This is a genomic window from Pseudarthrobacter sp. NamE2 (assembly GCF_005796205.1).
GTDB lineage: Bacteria > Actinomycetota > Actinomycetes > Actinomycetales > Micrococcaceae > Arthrobacter.
Genome location: NZ_VAHN01000003.1, coordinates 1 through 17652, shown reverse-complemented (window position 1 = coordinate 17652; position 17652 = coordinate 1). Strand labels below are relative to the sequence as shown.

The 17652-nt window shown below is 65.9% G+C and carries 18 protein-coding genes; 9 read left to right on the top strand and 9 right to left on the bottom strand.

Going from position 1 to position 17652, the window contains the following annotated elements; genetic code table 11:
• Nucleotides 1-2: 2 nt before the first annotated feature.
• Nucleotides 3-617, top strand: a complete 615-nt coding sequence (locus tag FDW83_RS04980; protein WP_138136500.1) for a carbonic anhydrase — start codon at nt 3-5, stop codon at nt 615-617.
• An 87-nt stretch (nt 618-704) separates the two neighbouring features.
• Nucleotides 705-2132 (top strand): class II fumarate hydratase, encoded by a 1428-nt coding sequence (locus FDW83_RS04975; protein WP_138136499.1) that lies wholly within the window; start codon nt 705-707, stop codon nt 2130-2132.
• 643 nt (nt 2133-2775) lie between these two features.
• Here FDW83_RS04975 and FDW83_RS04965 read toward each other — a convergent pair.
• Nucleotides 2776-3318, bottom strand: a complete 543-nt coding sequence (locus FDW83_RS04965; RefSeq protein ID WP_138136498.1) for an A24 family peptidase — start codon at nt 3316-3318, stop codon at nt 2776-2778.
• A gap of 58 nt (nt 3319-3376) precedes the next feature.
• Here FDW83_RS04965 and FDW83_RS04960 point away from each other — a divergent pair, with 58 nt between their 5' ends.
• Both FDW83_RS04960 and FDW83_RS04955 read left to right on the top strand, forming a co-directional pair.
• Entirely contained in the window at nt 3377-4168 is a 792-nt protein-coding gene (locus tag FDW83_RS04960; RefSeq protein WP_171027456.1) for a hypothetical protein, read from the top strand.
• Nucleotides 4169-4209: 41 nt separating this feature from the next.
• Nucleotides 4210-4857 (top strand): GNAT family N-acetyltransferase, encoded by a 648-nt coding sequence (locus FDW83_RS04955; RefSeq protein ID WP_138136497.1) that lies wholly within the window; start codon nt 4210-4212, stop codon nt 4855-4857.
• Between the two features lie 157 nt (nt 4858-5014).
• Here FDW83_RS04955 and FDW83_RS04950 read toward each other — a convergent pair whose 3' ends face one another.
• Together FDW83_RS04950 and FDW83_RS04945 are read right to left on the bottom strand one after the other, a co-directional pair.
• Entirely contained in the window at nt 5015-6433 is a 1419-nt protein-coding gene (locus FDW83_RS04950; RefSeq protein WP_138136496.1) for a PhoH family protein, read from the bottom strand.
• Nucleotides 6434-6669: 236 nt separating this feature from the next.
• On the bottom strand, nt 6670-7431 hold the full coding sequence (locus tag FDW83_RS04945) for an isoprenyl transferase (protein WP_138136495.1): 762 nt from the start codon (nt 7429-7431) through the stop codon (nt 6670-6672).
• 159 nt (nt 7432-7590) lie between these two features.
• Here FDW83_RS04945 and FDW83_RS04940 point away from each other — a divergent pair, with 159 nt between their 5' ends.
• A complete protein-coding gene (locus FDW83_RS04940; RefSeq protein WP_171027454.1) occupies nt 7591-8334 on the top strand; it encodes a hemolysin III family protein in 744 nt (247 codons plus the stop codon).
• A gap of 27 nt (nt 8335-8361) precedes the next feature.
• Here the strand turns inward: FDW83_RS04940 and FDW83_RS04935 are convergent, their stop codons facing one another.
• Both FDW83_RS04935 and mca read right to left on the bottom strand, forming a co-directional pair.
• On the bottom strand, nt 8362-8700 hold the full coding sequence (locus FDW83_RS04935; protein WP_138136494.1) for a hypothetical protein: 339 nt from the start codon (nt 8698-8700) through the stop codon (nt 8362-8364).
• A gap of 91 nt (nt 8701-8791) precedes the next feature.
• Nucleotides 8792-9697 (bottom strand): mycothiol conjugate amidase Mca, encoded by a 906-nt coding sequence (mca, locus tag FDW83_RS04930; protein WP_138136493.1) that lies wholly within the window; start codon nt 9695-9697, stop codon nt 8792-8794.
• A gap of 108 nt (nt 9698-9805) precedes the next feature.
• Here mca and FDW83_RS04925 point away from each other — a divergent pair, with 108 nt between their 5' ends.
• Both FDW83_RS04925 and greA read left to right on the top strand, forming a co-directional pair.
• Nucleotides 9806-10267 (top strand): DUF4307 domain-containing protein, encoded by a 462-nt coding sequence (locus FDW83_RS04925; RefSeq protein ID WP_138136492.1) that lies wholly within the window; start codon nt 9806-9808, stop codon nt 10265-10267.
• 148 nt (nt 10268-10415) lie between these two features.
• Nucleotides 10416-10910: a transcription elongation factor GreA gene (gene greA / locus FDW83_RS04920; RefSeq protein ID WP_138136491.1), complete on the top strand. Its 495-nt coding sequence runs from the start codon at nt 10416-10418 to the stop codon at nt 10908-10910.
• 70 nt (nt 10911-10980) lie between these two features.
• Here greA and FDW83_RS04915 read toward each other — a convergent pair whose 3' ends face one another.
• Genes FDW83_RS04915 through FDW83_RS04900 form a run of 4 tightly spaced genes read right to left on the bottom strand, consistent with a single transcriptional unit; the run spans nt 10981 to nt 15172 of the window.
• The gene (locus tag FDW83_RS04915) at nt 10981-11601 is read right to left on the bottom strand and encodes a rhomboid family intramembrane serine protease (RefSeq protein ID WP_138136490.1); all 621 of its coding nucleotides are present in this window, start codon (nt 11599-11601) and stop codon (nt 10981-10983) included.
• A 7-nt stretch (nt 11602-11608) separates the two neighbouring features.
• Nucleotides 11609-12847 (bottom strand): threonine ammonia-lyase, encoded by a 1239-nt coding sequence (ilvA, locus tag FDW83_RS04910; RefSeq protein WP_138136489.1) that lies wholly within the window; start codon nt 12845-12847, stop codon nt 11609-11611.
• 3 nt (nt 12848-12850) lie between these two features.
• Nucleotides 12851-14173, bottom strand: a complete 1323-nt coding sequence (locus FDW83_RS04905; RefSeq protein ID WP_138136488.1) for an AI-2E family transporter — start codon at nt 14171-14173, stop codon at nt 12851-12853.
• Between the two features lie 39 nt (nt 14174-14212).
• Complete coding sequence (locus FDW83_RS04900) at nt 14213-15172, bottom strand: aldose 1-epimerase family protein (protein WP_138136487.1); 960 nt, start codon at nt 15170-15172, stop codon at nt 14213-14215.
• A 99-nt stretch (nt 15173-15271) separates the two neighbouring features.
• On the opposite strand from FDW83_RS04900, the gene galT reads away from it, so the two are divergent.
• The gene (gene galT / locus FDW83_RS04895; protein ID WP_138136486.1) at nt 15272-16429 is read left to right on the top strand and encodes a galactose-1-phosphate uridylyltransferase; all 1158 of its coding nucleotides are present in this window, start codon (nt 15272-15274) and stop codon (nt 16427-16429) included.
• Nucleotides 16426-17613 carry a galactokinase gene (gene galK, locus FDW83_RS04890; protein WP_138136485.1) on the top strand — a complete coding sequence of 396 codons (1188 nt, stop codon included), beginning with the start codon at nt 16426-16428 and terminating at the stop codon, nt 17611-17613. The genes galT and galK overlap by 4 nt, the downstream gene beginning before the upstream one ends.
• Nucleotides 17614-17652 lie beyond the last annotated feature (39 nt).

The following is a 17652-nucleotide window of genomic DNA, read 5'->3' as shown; positions in this document are numbered from 1 at the left end:
GCGTGGCTACTTACCTGACTCCTGCACTTGCCTGGCGCCGGCTGCGCGAAGGAAACGAACGCTTCGTCAGCGGCGAAACGTCGCATCCCAACCAGGACGCGTCGCGCCGTTCCTCGCTGGTGGAAAACCAGCATCCCTTCGCCGTGATCTTCGGCTGTTCCGACTCCCGCCTTGCGGCCGAAATCATCTTCGACGTCGGGCTAGGCGACGTCTTTGTGGTGCGTACCGCCGGCCAGGTCATCGATGATGCCGTCCTGGGTTCCCTGGAGTACAGCGTCGGCGTTCTGGGCGTACCCCTCATCGTGATCCTCGGGCACGACAGCTGCGGGGCCGTGGCCGCCACCAAGGCCGCCGTCGAGACGGGGCAGATGCCGGCAGGCTTCATCCGGGACCTCGTTGAGCGCATCACGCCGTCCGTCCTCACGTCCCTGCGGAACGACGAGACCGAGGTCAACGACATGGTGGTGGAGCACGTCAAGCAGACCTCGCAGCGGCTCGTCGACAGCTCGCGTGTGATTTCGGACGCAATCGAGGGCGGCCGCACCGCCGTCATCGGCCTGTCCTACAGCCTCGCCGAAGGCCGCGCCAACCTTGTTTCGGGAATCGGCGAGCTCTAGCACCCATGCCTGCGGGGCCCGCCAAGGGCCCCGCAACGCCCTCTTCACGGTTTTCGATGGGACGCCCGGGCGCCCTAAGCTAGCCCCATGACTTCCACTGAAGAGTTCCGCATTGAACATGACACGATGGGCGAAGTCCGCGTCCCCGTGAACGCACTGTACCGCGCACAGACGCAGCGGGCAGTGGAGAACTTCCCCATCTCCGGCAAGACCCTGGAACGCACCCACATCGAGGCACTCGCCCGGGTCAAGAAGGCCGCAGCCCAGGCCAACGCTGAACTGGGCGTGCTCGACGGCGAGCTGGCCAAGGCGATTGCAGACGCAGCCGACGAGGTGGCCTCCGGCAAGTACGACGGCGACTTCCCCATCGACGTTTTCCAGACCGGCTCCGGCACCTCCTCGAACATGAACACCAACGAGGTCCTCGCCGAACTGGCAACCCGCGCCCTGAAGGCCGCCGGCAGCGACAAGGTGGTCCACCCCAACGACCACGTCAACGCCTCGCAGTCCTCAAACGACGTCTTCCCCACGTCCGTGCACGTCGCCGCCACCTCCGCGCTGATCAACGACCTCATCCCGGCCCTCGGTTACCTGGCCGAGTCACTGGAGCGCAAGGCCGGTGAGTTCAAGGACGTCGTCAAGTCCGGCCGCACCCACCTCATGGACGCCACCCCGGTGACCCTGGGCCAGGAGTTCGGCGGCTACGCGGCACAGGTGCGCTACGGCATCGAGCGCATCAACGCCGCACTCCCCCGCGTCGCCGAAGTGCCGCTGGGCGGCACCGCCGTGGGCACCGGCATCAACACCCCCGCCGGCTTCCCCGAGCGCGTCATCGAACTGCTGGCCACCGACACCGGACTGCCCCTCACCGAGGCCCGCGACCACTTCGAGGCCCAGGCCAACCGCGACGGCCTGATCGAGGCCTCCAGCCAGCTGCGCAACATCGCCATCTCCTTCATGAAGATCAACAACGATCTGCGCTGGATGGGTTCGGGCCCCAACACCGGCCTGGGCGAAATCGCCATCCCGGATTTGCAGCCCGGCTCCTCGATCATGCCCGGCAAGGTCAACCCGGTCATCTGCGAAGCCTCCATCATGGTGGCCGCGCAGGTCATCGGCAATGACACCGCCATCGCGTGGTCCGGCACCAACGGGGCCTTCGAGCTCAACGTCGGAATCCCGGTCATGGCCGCCAACCTGCTTGAGTCCATCCGCCTGCTGGCCAACACCAGCCGCGTCATGGCGGACAAGATGATCGACGGCATCACCGCCAACGTGGAGCGCGCCCGTTTCCTGGCCGAGGCCTCGCCGTCCATCGTCACACCGCTTAACAAGTACATCGGCTACGAGAACGCAGCCAAGATCGCCAAGACGGCCGTGCAGGAGGGCCTGACCATCCGCCAGGCAACCGAGAAGCTCGGCTTCGTCGGCGACGGCGAAGGCAAGGTCTCCGAGGCAGACCTGGACAAGGCCCTGGACGTCACCACCATGACGTCGCCCGCCCACAAGGCGTAGCAGCCCTTCCACAAAGTACGACGACGGCCGGTACCCTTTCGCACGAAAGGTACCGGCCGTCGTCGTACTTTCAGCCCAAGAGGCCCGCGGACTATTTGCACGCCATCATCGGGCACGCGGACGACGACGTTCCCGCGGACGTGATAGATGAATTGGCTGCCGGCGGAGCGGACTCCCCCGCCGGTGACATCTCCCCCGCCCTGTTCCGGGATCTGGTCAGGCTCTTCCTGCGCCTCGCCGAAGGCATGACCGCCTCGGAAGAGGAAACCCGCCAGCTGATCGCCGTTGTCAAAAAGGAACCCCAGCTCATCCTCCGGATCATCGGGGTCACGGAGCAGCGGAAAGCCCAGTTCACCCGTGACGTTGCGCGCCGCGAAGGCGTGGAACCTGACCATCCCGTTGTGCAGATGGCCGTGGTGCTGCTCAGCACCATCGCCCGCAAAAGCAGCATTGCCTACTTTTCCGACAGCAACACACGCAGCTACCGGGACCTGCTGATGCAGAACATTTCCGCCGCCAGCAGAGCTGCTCGCGGCCGCGCAGGCCCGTCCTTAGGCGCAGGGACGCCGCAGTCTTGGGGGTTGCGGCGTCCTTGCTTTATCCCGTCATTAAGGGCTCGGTGTGTGCCGCTCCGGCCGCAGCGTCAGGCCGGCAGCAGCATGGCGGCGGCAGTTCCCGCGAGCATGAACGGGCCGAAGGGAATCGACGACTTCAGCGTCCCCCTGCGGGCTGCCAGGAGGGCGATAGACCATAGGCCGCCCAGCAGGAACGCCAGGAACGTTCCGGCGAAGAGGTGGCTCCAGCCAAGATACCCGAGGTACATGCCAAGCACCCCCGCCAGCTTTACGTCGCCAAACCCCATTCCCGGCGGGTAGGCAAAGCGGAGCACGAAGTAGAAAAGCCACAGGACGACGGCGCCGGCCACCACCCGCAGGGCGGGAACCCCCAGCAGCCCCGCCCTCAAAGCTTCCTCATCAGGCGCGGCTGAACCGGCGAGCGCCGCAGCCAGCAGCAGCACCCCGGCCACGGCATAGGACGGGAAAACGATCCGGTTGGGCAGCAAATGGTGCCGGACATCAATGACCGTCAGCCGAACCGCCATCACCGCGAAGTACAGGCACGCTGCGAGCACCAGCCAGAAGGCCACGGGGATGTGCTGCCACAGGTCGCCGAGTCGTCCGATCACTCTCGGATGCTACTTGAATTACCCGGTCCGCCCTATCCTGCCCGCGTAAACTGTGGATATGGCGACATGGGATTCCCGGCACCGTCCGGATCCGAACAGCGGTCCGCCCGCGGATCCTGTGGCCACGTTCCGCAACCTGTGCCGCTCTTCGCCCTGGAAGTGGCAGTCGCTGCGCTTCGAATACTGGGATGAGCCTTTCGTTGACGCTCCTTCGCCGGCTGCTTCCATGGTCCGTGCCTGGCTGCGCCGCCCGGGTGCGCTCCGGCTGGAGAGCCGGGACGGACTCGTCCTGCACAGCACCACGGGGATTAACGACTCACGGGACGGCCTCTACGTCAGTTCCACCCGCAAATCCTGGCTGCTGCCGCCACAACTCGTTACTCCCGTTTACGACGAATCGGGCTACGTGAAACGCCGGCCCGAAGCAGCCTACGGTGAGCCGGGGTTCGGCAACGGCCGCTTTTCTGCGGCACTGGACCCCGTCGAACTGGCCGGCAACTCGCCGGTTCCCCTTGAGTTCCCGGGCAGCAACGCAGTCCTCGTAGAGGCCGTCCGGGCGGTGACCCACGAGGCCAGGCCTGCAGTCGAGGCAGTGGTGACACCCACAGCCGCCTACCATCCAGCTGATCCCGCGGCGCCGATATGCCTGGCCGGCCGTAGCCTTGTCCGCCTGGACCTGGGAACGGGCGTATGCGTCGCAAGCCAGTCCCTGGAACCGGGCACGGACCACTATGGCCACTGGCTCCGGATCCTCGGCGTGGATGAGTACATGCTTGATGACCTGTTCCTGGCCGAGTCCATGAACCTGACGGACGTGCGCAGGCACATCAGCTGGGACATCCCGGCCTGATGTGACAGCGCCTTGCCGGTTTCATCGGCTACGCTTCGCTGATGACGACCCTAAGTGACGTTTGGCCGATCTTCGGCCTGACCCTGAGAACTCCGCGATTGGAGCTCCGCCCTGTCCTTGACCAGGACATCCCGGCAGCAGTGGCAGCCGCCCGCAGCGGCATCCACGAGCCTGGCAGGAATCCGTTCAGCACCGCCTGGGCGGAATCTCCCGAAAATGATCTCGGCCGTAGGATGGCGCAGTGGCACTGGCGCTGCCGGGCCGAATGCACACCAGAGTCGTGGACCCTTTTGCTGGGCATCTGGCACGAGGACGAATTCATCGGCTGCCAGGACCTGGGAGCAAAGGACTTCAGCACGTTGCGGATGGTCAGCACCGGTTCCTGGCTCAAGCAGTCCGCGCAAGGCCAGGGGCTCGGCAAGGAGATGCGGGCCGCCGTCGCGCTTTACGCCTTCGACTGGCTCAGCGCAGAGATTGCCACCTCGGAAGCGGCCATCTGGAACACCGCCTCCCTGGGCGTCTCACGCTCCCTGGGGTACGAGCTCAACGGAATCACCCGCCAGGCCTGGGGCGGCAAAGCCGAAACGGTCCAGCACGTCCGCCTCACCCAGGACACCTTCAAACGCCCCGACTGGGAACTGAAAGTCGAAGGCCACGAGCCTGTAGCAAGGTTCCTGAAGGTGACCTGACCACAAGCCGGGCGGCGGTCCTTCTCGTAGGAGCGCATCGCCGACCAAAGCGCCGTGCAGGTCGCCCAGCGACCGGAGCGGTGCGGCGGGAGGTGTCTAAGCGACGGAGAAGGGCCGTGGCCCGGCGAACCGGACCACGGCCCCTCCCACAGGTGACCTAGCCTTCGAGGAGCTCCGTCACCAGTGCCGCGATCGGGGACCTTTCCGAGCGGGTCAGGGTGACGTGGCCGAAGAGCGGGTGACCTTTCAGGGTTTCGACGACGGCGGCGATCCCGTCGTGGCGTCCGACGCGGAGGTTGTCGCGCTGGGCGACGTCATGGGTCAGGACGATCTTGGAGTTCTGGCCTATGCGGCTCATGACGGTGAGCAATACGTTCTTTTCGAGGGACTGGGCTTCATCGACAATTACGAAGGCGTCGTGCAGGGAGCGTCCGCGGATGTGGGTGAGGGGCATGACCTCGAGCATGCCGCGGTCCATGACTTCCTCCACCACCTCCTGGCTGACCAGGGCGCCGAGGGTGTCGAACACCGCCTGCGCCCAGGGGTTCATCTTCTCGGACTCCGAACCCGGCAGGTAGCCGAGTTCCTGGCCGCCCACGGCGTAGAGCGGACGGAAGACGATCACCTTGCGGTGCTCGCGGCGCTCCAAGACCGCTTCCAGGCCCGCGCAGAGGGCGAGCGCGGACTTTCCGGTGCCGGCCCGGCCGCCAATCGACACGATGCCGACGGCGGGATCCATCAGCATGTCGATGGCCAGGCGCTGCTCTGCGGAACGCCCGTGCAGGCCGAAGACGTCCCGGTCGCCCTTCACCAGGCGGACCTGCTTGTCCGGGCCCACCCGGCCCAGTGCGGATCCGCGGGTGGAGAGCAGGACGAGTCCGGTGTTCACCGGCATCTCCGCGGCGGCAGGGATGAAGACCGGCTCGTGGCCGTACAGGGTCGAGATTTCCTGTTCGTTGGCTTCAACCTCGGCAACGCCCGTCCAGCCGGAATCCTTGACCAGCTCGTTGCGGTACTCATCCGCGTTGAGCCCCATTGCGGACGCCTTGACGCGCATGGGCAGGTCCTTCGACACCACGGTGACGTCCCGGCCTTCGTTGGTTAGGTTCATTGCCACGGCCAGGATACGGCTGTCGTTGTCGCCGCTGCGGAATCCCAGCGGCAGCACCTCTGCGGAGATGTGGTTCAGCTCTACCATGAGCGTGCCGCCGTCGTCTCCGATGGGAATCGGCTGGTTGAGCCCGCCGTGCTTGACCCGGAGGTCGTCAAGCAGCCGGAGCGCCTTGCGGGCGAAATAGCCGAGTTCAGGATCGTGGCGCTTCTTCTCCAGTTCGGTAATGACCACCACCGGGACGATGACCTCGTGCTCGGCGAAGCGGAGCAGCGCGCGTGGATCGGACAACAGGACGGACGTGTCGATCACGAACGTATGGATGAGCGATTCCCTTGCGGAGACGGCAAAACCGGCCGCAGCATCCGTTGCTGCGCCGGTTTTCATGGTGGCTCGCGTGGCGCGAGAGGTAGCTTTCCCTCCCTGGTCGGAAAGGACCTCGGGCAGTTGTTCAGAAGTAGCCACATCGACTCCAGCCCCGGGCAAGCCCGGAATTGTTATTGGTGAGGCGGCTCGGCCACGAGGCCGGGTCCGGCCTCCCATACAACCGGTGCGATGTATCGCTCCATGTACTGGCCTCCCCGATCAGCCGGCGGTTTGCCTGCTGATGGTTATAACGTAAATCCACCCCCGGCCATTTCCGCAACCATTACGCGGCGATTCCTGTTGCGCGGGCGTGAACTCGTGATGAACCGGGGATATCAGGCGCCGAAGCGCCGCTGCCTGCCGGCGTAGTCGCGGAGGGCGCGCAGGAAGTCGACCTTGCGGAAGGCGGGCCAGAGGGCTTCACAAAAGTAGAACTCGCTGTAGGCGCTTTGCCACATGAGGAAGCCGGACAGCCTCTGTTCGCCGGAGGTCCGGATGACAAGGTCGGGGTCGGGCTGGCCGCGGGTGTAGAGAAAGCGCGAGATGTCATCCACGCAGAGCTCGTCCGCGAGCTGCGAGATGTCGGCGCCTTTGGCGACGGCGTCGTGGAGCAGTTCGCGGACGGCGTCCACGATCTCGCGCCGTCCGCCGTAGCCCACCGCGACGTTCACGTGGATCTTCTCCCGGACCGGCGTCCTTGCCGTGAGCTTGTTGAGCCGTTCGGCCAGGTAGTCGGGCAGCAGTTCGGGTGCGCCCATGGCATGGACGGAGATGTTGGCGTCCTCGTCCAGCCGGTCCATCGTGTTGGCGATGATGCCCATCAAGAGATCCAGTTCCTCGCTGGACCGGTTCATGTTGTCCGTGGACAGCATGTAGAGGGTGACTACCTTGACGCCGAGCTCCTGGCACCAGCCGAGGAACTCGTGGATCTTGTCTGCGCCTGCCTGGTGGCCCTGGCTGGTGGGGGCGTTGAACTGTTTGGCCCAGCGCCGGTTGCCGTCCACCATGACTCCGATGTGGCGGGGAATCCGGTCACGGGGCAGGTCTTTCAGGAGCCGGCGCTCGTAGAAGCCGTAAAGGAACCCGGGCAACTCCACGCGTCCACTCCCCTGACTTCCTCGCTGTACGTACTTGCACATCCTAGGCTACCGCCCGCGGCGGTACGGGCAGGACGGGAGGGTCCGCGGGCACCTGGCCAGCCGCCGCCGTCGTACTACTCACCAGTAACTTACCGGACAGTAAGTTATTCTTGGAGGATGAACAGCGACTCCTCCGAGGCCCGGCGCGCCCCGCAGCCGAGGGACGTAAACCTGCCGGAAGATAGCCCGGCCAGCCCCGTGGACGAAGCCGCCGTCCGCCTGGCAGAGCTCCTGATGATCAAGCCGAAGTGGCGGGGATGGATCCACGCCGTCACGGCGCCCCTTGCCCTGGCTGCGGGAATCGTGCTGGTGGTAATCGCCCCCACCGCGGACCGGAAGATCACCTCTGCCGTGTATGCGGCCACCGGCGTGCTGCTGTTCGGCATCAGCGCCGTCTACCACCGCGGCAACTGGTCCCCCGGCGTGAAACTGGTCCTGAAGCGGCTGGACCACACCAACATCATGCTGGTCATAGCGGGCACCTACATCCCGCTGGCCTGGACCCTCCTGGCCCGGCCGCAGGCGGTCCTGCTGCTGTGGGTCATCTGGTCCTGCGCCATCCTGGGCGTCCTGTTCCGGCTGCTGTGGACGGACGCGCCGCGCTGGCTGTACGTTCCCCTCTATATCGCGCTGGGATGCGGCTCGGTGTTTTACCTCCCGCAGTTCTTCCAGGCCAGTGTCCCGGCGGCGCTGCTGATCTGCGCGGGCGGCGTCCTCTACATCACGGGAGCAGTGTTCTACGCGCTGAAGAAACCGAACTTCAGCTACCACCACTTTGGCTTCCACGAACTGTTCCACGCCTTGACCGTTTTTGCCTTCGCAGCGCACTTCGCAGCCATCGCCATAGCGGTGCTGAGCTAAGACGCCCCGCTAAGAGATCCTGGAGAATCAGTCCCGGGGCCGGGACGGGCCGGGGGCGATCCCGTTGCCGTCGCCGTCGGCCCCGCCAGCCCCCGGAGCGCTGAGGCCGTCCTGGACGTCCGCCGCCTCCACGTCCGCTGCGGCAGCGGCAGCCAGCCGCTCTTCCTCCACCTGCGCCCGGTAGCGGACCCGCCGGATGCGCCGCACCATGTCCACAATGAGGAGCGCGGTTGCCACCACAAAGAAGGCGGTCATGATGAAGCCCAGGAGGCCCGGCGTCACCTGGTCCTCGGAGATGCCCTCCCGGAGGGTGGGAGTAGGCAGCGGCGTAGGGGTGGTTGCCAGGCTGAGGAGCAGATGATGCACGGTTATACCTTCTGTGGAACGGGTGGCGGCAGGCGGCGCGGCTACAGTGGCCGGGGCTAACTTCTACGCGGCATAGAAATTGCCCGCCCGACTATCTTAGCCCTGCGAACAGGTCCTTCTCCGGAAGCTCCGAGGGAACCCGGGACCGGATGAGGGAGTAGTCCTCCCACGGCCAGGCACGCCGCTGCATCTCCGCCGAGACCGCAAAGAAGAAGCCCAGCGGATCCACCTGCGTCCGGTGCGCACGGAGGGCGTCGTCGCGCACCTCGAAGAAGTCACCGCAGTCCACTTGGGTAGTGGTGGGATGGCGAGCCGGCGGTGGGGTGTGGCCCTCAGCGTCGGACTCCAGCCAGGCGGCGAGCCGCTCGGCGTACGGGGACTGCAGGCCCGCTTCCTCGAGCGCGAAATGCAGCGCCCGGAAACGTTCGGGGCTGAAGGCGCGGTCGTAGTACAGCTTGCTCGGCTCCCAGGGCTCCCCCGTCCCGGGGTACCGCTCCGGATCCCCGGCGGCATCAAAGGCTTCCACCGCCACCCGGTGCGCCATGATGTGGTCCGGATGGGGGTACCCGCCGTTCTCGTCATAGCTGAGGATTACGTGCGGTTTGAAACGGCGCACCAGCCTCACCAGGGGCGCGGCGGCACGGTGCAGGGGCAGCGTGGCGAAGGCGCCGGCAGGCAGCGGCGGCAGCGGGTCCCCTTCCGGAAGGCCGGAGTCAACAAAGCCGAGCCAGCGCTGCCTGATGCCCAGGATCTTGGCGGCGCGTTCCATTTCGAGGCGCCGCGCCCCTGCCATATCCCGCTTGGGATGCGGTTCGCCTTCCACCGCGGGGTTCTGGATGTCACCGCGGGAACCATCCGTGCACGTGGCCACGAGGACATCCACCCCTGCGGCAGCGTACTTGGCCATGGTTGCAGCGCCCTTGCTCGATTCATCGTCCGGGTGTGCGTGGACTGCGAGCAGCCGCAGCGGTTCCGGGGAGTTGCTGGACGCTGTCATGAAGGGACGGCTCCTCATTCATCTGGGTGTGGCGGTTGTGTGGACGGGCGCAGCGGGGCGCCTGCACGGCAGGACCGGCACCGGCGGAAAGGGCACTAAACTGGTCTGGTGACTTCCCCGGACCAGCCGGCCCGATCCGCGCCCGCAGACACTAGCCTAGCCAATCGTTATGGTGCTAAAAAGCGCGTGCTGCCGCCCCGGACCAAGCGCATCATCGCAGGGGCAGCACTGGCCGGCGGGATCGGTTTCCTGGCCTGGGTTTCCACGTCCAACTCCCTTTCGGATATTTCGTTTAAGGACGTGGGATACAGCACCCCGGACGCCACACTGGCGGAGGTGGACTTCCAGGTGACCCGCGAGCCGGGCACCGCAGTCAAGTGCGCCGTGAAGGCGCTCGACTCCAAGTACGCGGTGGTGGGCTGGAAGGTGGTGGACATTCCGCCGGAGGCGTCGGAAGGAACGGCCGACGGCGGCAGGACGGTTTCGCAGCGCGTGGCCCTTCGGACCGAGTCACTGTCAGTGTCCGGCGTGGTGGATAACTGCTGGAAGGCCGACGAAGCCGGGCAGTAAGTGTGACGCGCGCCGCTTCCATGTTGGGTTAAGTCCACAGGATTGACTACAATGAACCAATACCTTCACCCCGCTGAGCTGGTTGCTGTTCCACAAGTGGCCACTGTGGCGGGGTCTTTTGCATGTAGGACCATTAGAGGAGAAGTCCGTGTCTACCACCAACAGCGCAGCTGCAGCCTGGCTTACCCGGGAAGCTTTTGACCGCCTGAAGGCAGAGCTGGACCACCTTTCCGGCCCCGGCCGGGCGGAGATTGTCCAGAAGATTGATGCAGCCCGGCAGGAGGGTGACCTCAAGGAGAACGGCGGCTACCACGCCGCCAAGGAGGAGCAGGGCAAGATTGAGGCCCGCATCCGCCAGCTGACGGTCCTGCTCCGCGACGCCCACGTGGGCGAGGCCCCGGCAGACGACGGCATCGTCGAGCCCGGCATGATTGTTGTGGCCCGGATCGCCGGCGACGAGGAGACGTTCCTGCTCGGCTCGCGCGAGATCGCCGGCGATTCCGATCTTGACGTCTTCAGCGAAAAGTCCCCGCTTGGCGCCGCCATCCTTGGCCACAAGGAAGGCGAGACCCTGAGCTACGTGGCGCCGAACGGCAAGGACATCAAGGTGGAAATCCTCTCCGCCAAGCCTTACACCGGATAGCCTCCACCAACGCAAGGAGCGCCGGCCGTCCCAGTTGGGATGGCCGGCGCTCCTTTTTGCCTTTCCAGCTCTACGAAACCCGCCTTGGCTGCCCTTCCCGGGGCCGCAGCAGCAGCGCCGCCAGCACTCCCCCCGCAGCCCCGCCCAGATGGGCCTGCCACGAGACGTAGCCTGCAACGATGGGCAGGATTCCCAGCAGGATGCTGCCGTAACCCATGAACAGGACCACCGCCAGGAGGATCTGGCGCCAGCTGCGGTTGATGAACCCGCGCACCAGGAGGAACGAGAACAGCCCGAACACCAGGCCGGAGGACCCTACGGTGATGCCCCCGTCGCCGATCAGCCATACCACGAGCCCGGAACCCAGCCAACTGAACGCCAGGGCGGTCAGGAAGACGCGGAGGCCTGACAGGAACACCAGGAAGCCGAAGATGATGAGTGGCAGGCTGTTGGACAGGAGATGGTTCAGGTTCGCGTGCAGGAGGGGAAAGGTAAAGATGTCCAGCAGCCCGTCGGCGCTCCGCGGCCGGAGCCCGAACGTCCTGTTGAGCGAGCGGAGCATCCCCATGTTGACCAGCTCGATGATGAACAGCAGGACCACGAACAGGCCAAGGACCAGCAGTCCTCCTTTGGCCCTCGCGGCGGTGGTCTGGCGCTGCCTGATGCCGCCGTCTCCCGTCATCCGGTCCATGGCGGTCCTAGTGCACCACGATCGGCTGGAAGCCTTCGGCGCGGAGTGCGCTGAGCACCTGTTCACCGTGCTGGTGGCCCTTGGTTTCCAGGTTCACGGTGATGGAGACGTCCCCCATGCTGATGGAGCCGCCCACGCGTGTGTGGTCAAGGCCGGTGACGTTGGCGTCGTTTTCCGCGATAATCCTGGCGATGGTGGCCAGCGAACCCGGCCGGTCGTCGAGCATCATCCGGACCGTCATGTAGCGTCCCGCCGCCGAGAGCCCGCGCTGGATGACCTTGAGCATCAGCATGGGGTCGATGTTTCCGCCGGAGAGTACAACAGCTGTGGTTCCCGGGTTCTCGATCTTGCCGTCCATCAGTGCAGCCACGCCCACGGCACCGGCTGGTTCCACCACCATCTTGGCCCGTTCCAGCAGGAAGATCAGTGCACGGGCCAGTGAATCCTCGCTGACGGTGACCACGTCATCCACGAGTTCGCGGATGATGCTGAAAGGCAGTTGCCCGGGCCGTCCGACGGCAATGCCGTCTGCCATGGTGGACACCTTTTTCAATGGCACCAGGGCGTCTGCCGCGAGGGACGGCGGGTAGGCGGCGGCGTTCTCCGCCTGGACACCGATAATCCGGATGTCCCGCCCCAGCTCCCTTGCGCGGGCCTTGATGGCGACGGCGACGCCCGCCAGGAGCCCTCCCCCGCCGACGCCCATCAAAATCGTGTCCACGTTGGGGACCTGTTCCAGGATCTCCAGGCCCAGGGTGCCCTGGCCGGCAACGACGTCAACGTTGTCGAACGGGTGGACGAAAACGGTGCCCGTTTCGTTGCTGTACCGCTGGGCTTCGGCGAGCGCTTCGTCCACGTTGTGGCCGTGCAGGATAACTTCGGCGCCATGGCTGCGGGTGGCTGCCAGCTTGGGCAGCGCCACGCCCAGCGGCATGTAGATGCGGGCCTTGATGCCCAGGCTCTTCGCGGCCACGGCGACGCCCTGCGCATGGTTGCCGGCCGACGCCGCCACGACGCCGCGCTTTTTCTCCTCCGGGGACAGCCGGGCCATCCGGACGTAGGCACCGCGGACCTTGAATGACCCTGCCCGCTGAAGGTTCTCGCACTTGAAGTAGACGTCCCCGCCCACCATGGCCCCCAGTGCCCGGGACGATTCAACAGGAGTGCGCGCAATAATCCCGTCCAGCAGCTTCTGCGCCTCCAGGACATCGTCCAGTGTGACGGGAAGGGTTTCAAGGATGTTCACGGACTATTCTCCTCTTGGTTCGTCCCCGCTGCCTGTCTCCCGGGAGTTGGGGGCATCGGGATGTTCTGCTGTGGTGCCGGGTGCGGCGTCCCTGCCGCGGCGCAGCGCCAAAGGGCCAACGTCCTTGATGGTGTTGTCCGCAGGAACACCGGCCGCCAAAGGCGTTTCCGGCACTTGTTCATGTTCCCACGTTCTGGCCGCGATGTAGCGAACGGAGGAGTTTACGACGGCGAGGATGGGTACCGAGAACAGTGCACCGGGGATGCCGGCGAGGTAGGAACCGGCGGCGACGGAGAGAATGACAGCCACCGGGTGCAGCGCCACGGCCTTGCCCATGACGAGCGGCTGCAGGATATGGCTTTCCAGCTGCTGGACCAGCAGGACGATGCCCAGCATGATCAGGGCGTTGACCGGGCCGTTGGCCACGAGCGCCAGCAGCACGGCGATGGCGCCGGTCACCAGGGCGCCCACGATCGGAATGAAGGAGCCAATAAAAACCAGCACGGCCAGGGGAAGGGCAAGAGGAACACCGATGATTGCTGCACCGGCTCCGATGCCCACCGCGTCCACGAACGCCACGAACATCTGGACGCGTGCGTAGTTGACCATGGAGGCCCAGCCCTTGCGCCCGGCGCCAAAGGTGGCGGCGCGCGCTTTCCTGGGGAGCAGCCGCACCAGGAACGCCCAGATCCGGTCTCCTTCGAGCAGGAAAAAGATCAAGATGAACAGCGCCAGGATCAGGCCGGCAGCAAAATGGCCGGCGGTGCTGCCGAAGGACAGTGCGCCGCTGACGATGCTGCTGGTGTTGTCCTGCAGGGCCGCCGTGACATCCTGCAGGTATTGGTCCATCTGGTCCGCCGTCAGGTGGAGCGGGCCCTCGGCGAGCCAGTCCTGGATCTGCTTAACCCCGGTTAGGGCCTCCGACCAGAGTTCACTGAATCCGGTGAACAGCTGCCGGCCCACCAGTGCCAGGGCGCCGGCGATGAGCCCGATGAAGCCCAGGACCGTGACTGCCACCGCAAGTCCGGCCGGCACCCGGTATCGCTGGAGCCAGCCGACCACGGGACTGAGGAGGCCGGCAAGGAGTGCTGCCACCATGACGGGGATGATCAGGAAGCTGATGCGGCTGAGCAGCCACACCAGCGCTCCAGCCACCAGGAGGATGAGCCCCAGGCGCCAGGCCCAGGAGGCCGCGATGCGGATGCCGTAGGGAATATCCCTGTCCAGTTCGCGGTCTGCAAGCACCCGCAGGGTGGGTCCTGGAGGAGGCTGCTGCTGCAGGCGGGCAGGGCTGTTGGGCGGGACGGCATCCCCGGTTGGCTTCATAGCCTAATACTTCCGCAGCCCTGCGCTAATGGGAAACCGCTAGCCCTCCGCTCCGGCGCTGTAGTCGATGCCCCACTCGATGGTGAAGGTTTCGCCGGGCGCCAGCCAGCGGAGGCCGTCACCGGAATTGAAGGCGTTCGCGGGGCCGGTCATGGGTTCCAGCGCCACCGCCCTGGTGCGGCCGGGGTAGATCGTGCTGACGTAGACGTGCACGTACTGGCAGGATTGGTCCTGCCACAGGGTTACCTTCCTGCCGTCGGACGCCGCCAGGACATGCCGCGCCATTCCTTCCTCGAAGGCCAGGCCAGTTAGGGCCACATCAACGCTGAGCGAGGCGAAGGATGCGCCGGCCCGGAAATCTGTGGGCCCCTCCACAGGCGTGGAGCTTCGAGGGATCTGGCGCTCGTCGGCTACCAGCTGGGTGTCAGCCTTGACCGTGAGCACGAGGTCCTCAACCGGGGTGTCGCCAAGCCGCAGGTACGGGTGGGCGCCCAACACGAAGGGCGCAGGCGACTTTGCATCACTGGCCAGCGTTTGCCGGACCACCAGCCCGAGCTCTTCGGTCAGGAGGTACTGGACCCGGTGGCGCAGCAGGAAGGGGTAGCCGTGCTGCGGGAAGATCGTTGCCTCCAGGGTCACCGAATACTCCGACTCGTCCACCAGCGAATAAGAGGAGTTGCGAAGCAGGCCATGGCTGGCGTTGTTCCGGGAGACCTCCGTGATGTCCAGCTGCTGTTTCTTCCCGTCAAGGAACCAGACGCCGTCCTCAATCCTGTTTGCCCACGGCGCCAGGGTAATGCCTGCTCCCCCGGGCGGAATCTGGTCGTCGCCGTACGTCTCCGTGAGGAGCACCCCTCCCCTGCTGAAGGAGCGCAGGCCCGCGGCCAGCTCGGTAACCACCGCAAGCGCATCGCCGCGCCGCAGTTCGTACTGCCGGCCGGTGGCATAGGCGCGGGTACCGGAAGGGGCGGGGGTGTCGTGGCGGGAAGGCAAAGTCATGCGCTTACGGTACCCCGGCGGAGGACGCCGTTCCAGCACCACTTGTTATGTTTTGTTGTTAACTATTCTTTTTTGAGCGGTCATGAGATCCTCTTAACCATGACAGGGATCACCAGCACCAGACTCTCCGACGGCCGGGAGCTGATCTACTTCGACGACGCCGGCACTACAGTTTCCCGGGAAGCGCACCTGACCGCGGACCAGCGTGGCCTGCCGCCGAGGGGTGAGCCGGGAGAACTGCGTTTCGATGCTTTGACGGACGAGTGGGTGGCCGTGGCTGCACACCGCCAGACGCGCACCCACCTGCCGCCGGCGGACCAGTGCCCCATATGCCCCACCACAGCCGGCAATCCCTCAGAGATTCCGGCTGCCGACTATGACGTGGTGGTGTTCGAGAACCGCTTCCCGTCCCTGGGCCCGGCCCTCGGGCCCGTACCGGAGAATCCTGCATGGGGCACCAAGGGCCCGGCTTACGGCCGCTGCGAGGTGGTGTCCTTCACCCCCGAACACACGGGATCCTTCAGCGGGCTGAGCACCACGCGGGCCCGCACCGTGATCGAAGCGTGGGCCCAGCGGACTGCCGCCCTGGGCGCGCTGCCCGGGATCAAGCAGGTGTTTCCGTTCGAAAACCGCGGGGCCGATATCGGCGTCACCCTGCACCACCCCCATGGGCAGATTTACGCCTACCCCTATGTCACCCCGCGGGCTGCGGTCCTGGGCGCGGCGGCGCGGAAGTTCTACGATGCGAACGCTGGCAGGGAAACCTTGACCGGTTCGCTGCTTCGGAAGGAGCGGGAGGACGGCAACCGGATGGTCCTCGAAGGGGAGAACTTCAGCGCCTATGTTCCCTTCGCCGCCCGGTGGCCGTTGGAAATCCACCTGGTCCCGCACCGCCACGTCCCGGACCTGGCCGCGCTGAGCGGCGAGGAAAAGGACGAACTGGCACATGTCTACCTTGACCTGCTCAAGCGGGTGGATGCGCTCTACCCCACCCCCACGCCGTACATCTCCTCCTGGCACCAGGCTCCGCTGGAGCCCGCCCAGCGGTCCGCCGGCTACCTCCACCTGCAGCTGACCTCCCCCCGGCGCGCGGCCGATAAGCTGAAATACCTTGCCGGATCGGAGGCAGCCATGGGGGCCTTCATCAATGACACCACCCCGGAAAGTGTTGCTGAGCGCCTGCGGGCCGTGTCCGTGCCGGCATCGGCCACGTCCCAGGCCGTCCTGGCCGCCGCACCTGAAGGAGTGTCACCATGAGCCACACGCCCAAGCCCCTGGCCACGCCTGTACAGGCCGGGACCAGCGACCTTGCCGCCCGCTTCACCCGCGAGTACGGGGGCAGGCCTGACGGCATCTGGCAGGCACCCGGCCGGGTGAACCTCATCGGTGAGCATACGGACTACAACGAGGGTTTTGTCCTGCCGTTTGCCATCGACAGGACAGCGCGGGTGGCAGTGGCAGTCCGCCCCGATGACACGGTCCGGCTGCTGTCCACCTACGGCGACCCAGGCATTGTCAGCGCCAGCCTGGATGACCTGCAACCGGGCTCCGCCAAGGGCTGGACCAAATACCCGCTAGGCGTGATGTGGGCACTGCGCGAGCGCGGCATCGACGTTCCCGGCATCGACCTGCTGCTCGATTCGAGCGTTCCGCTGGGAGCCGGCCTGTCGTCGTCGCATGCCATCGAGTGCGCCGTCATCACCGCACTGAACGAACTGACCGGGGCGGGGCTCCAGGCACAGGAAATGGTCCTGGCAACCCAAGAGGCGGAGAACGACTTTGTGGGAGCGCCCACCGGCATCATGGACCAGTCTGCGTCCTTGAGGGGCGCCCACGGGCACGCGGTCTTCCTGGACTGCCGCGACCAGAACGCCCGCCTTGTCCCCTTCGAGACAGAACCGGCAGGTTTGGTCCTGCTGGTGATCGACACCAAGGTCTCGCACTCACATGCAGACGGTGGCTACGCCTCCCGGCGCGCGTCCTGTGAGTTGGGGGCAGAGGTGCTGGGCGTGAAGGCCCTGCGCGACGTTCAGGTGGGCGACCTGGAGGAGGCCAGTGGACTTCTGGACAGTGTGACATTCCGGCGGGTGCGCCACGTGGTTACCGAGAATGACCGGGTGCTGCAGACCGTCGAACTCCTTGCGGACAGGGGCCCGTCCGCCATCGGGCATCTGCTGGACGCCAGCCATGCGTCCATGCGCGACGATTTCGAAATTTCCTGCCCGGAGCTGGACGTCGCGGTGGACACGTCCCGGGCTGCCGGCGCCATCGGGGCACGGATGACCGGTGGCGGGTTCGGCGGCGCAGCCATTGCACTGACGCCCGCCGGCGAGGAGCAAAAGGTGCGGAACGCCGTCGTGCAGGCCTTTGCCGGAGCCGGCTTTGCAGCCCCGGACATCTTCACGGTGTCCCCTGCCGCCGGAGCCATGCGGATCGCCTGAGCCCCGGAGCACCGCAAGCAAACAAGAAGGGCCCCACCT

Coding starts and splice junctions, on each gene's coding strand:
- FDW83_RS04975 (WP_138136499.1), top strand. CDS start 705: ATGACTTCCACTGAAGAGTTCCGCATTGAACATGACACGATGGGCGAA.
- FDW83_RS04960 (WP_171027456.1), top strand. CDS start 3,377: ATGGCGACATGGGATTCCCGGCACCGTCCGGATCCGAACAGCGGTCCG.
- FDW83_RS04955 (WP_138136497.1), top strand. CDS start 4,210: ATGACGACCCTAAGTGACGTTTGGCCGATCTTCGGCCTGACCCTGAGA.
- FDW83_RS04940 (WP_171027454.1), top strand. CDS start 7,591: ATGAACAGCGACTCCTCCGAGGCCCGGCGCGCCCCGCAGCCGAGGGAC.
- mca (WP_138136493.1), bottom strand. CDS start 9,697: ATGACAGCGTCCAGCAACTCCCCGGAACCGCTGCGGCTGCTCGCAGTC.
- FDW83_RS04915 (WP_138136490.1), bottom strand. CDS start 11,601: ATGGACCGGATGACGGGAGACGGCGGCATCAGGCAGCGCCAGACCACC.
- FDW83_RS04905 (WP_138136488.1), bottom strand. CDS start 14,173: ATGAAGCCAACCGGGGATGCCGTCCCGCCCAACAGCCCTGCCCGCCTG.
- FDW83_RS04900 (WP_138136487.1), bottom strand. CDS start 15,172: ATGACTTTGCCTTCCCGCCACGACACCCCCGCCCCTTCCGGTACCCGC.
- galT (WP_138136486.1), top strand. CDS start 15,272: ATGACAGGGATCACCAGCACCAGACTCTCCGACGGCCGGGAGCTGATC.
- galK (WP_138136485.1), top strand. CDS start 16,426: ATGAGCCACACGCCCAAGCCCCTGGCCACGCCTGTACAGGCCGGGACC.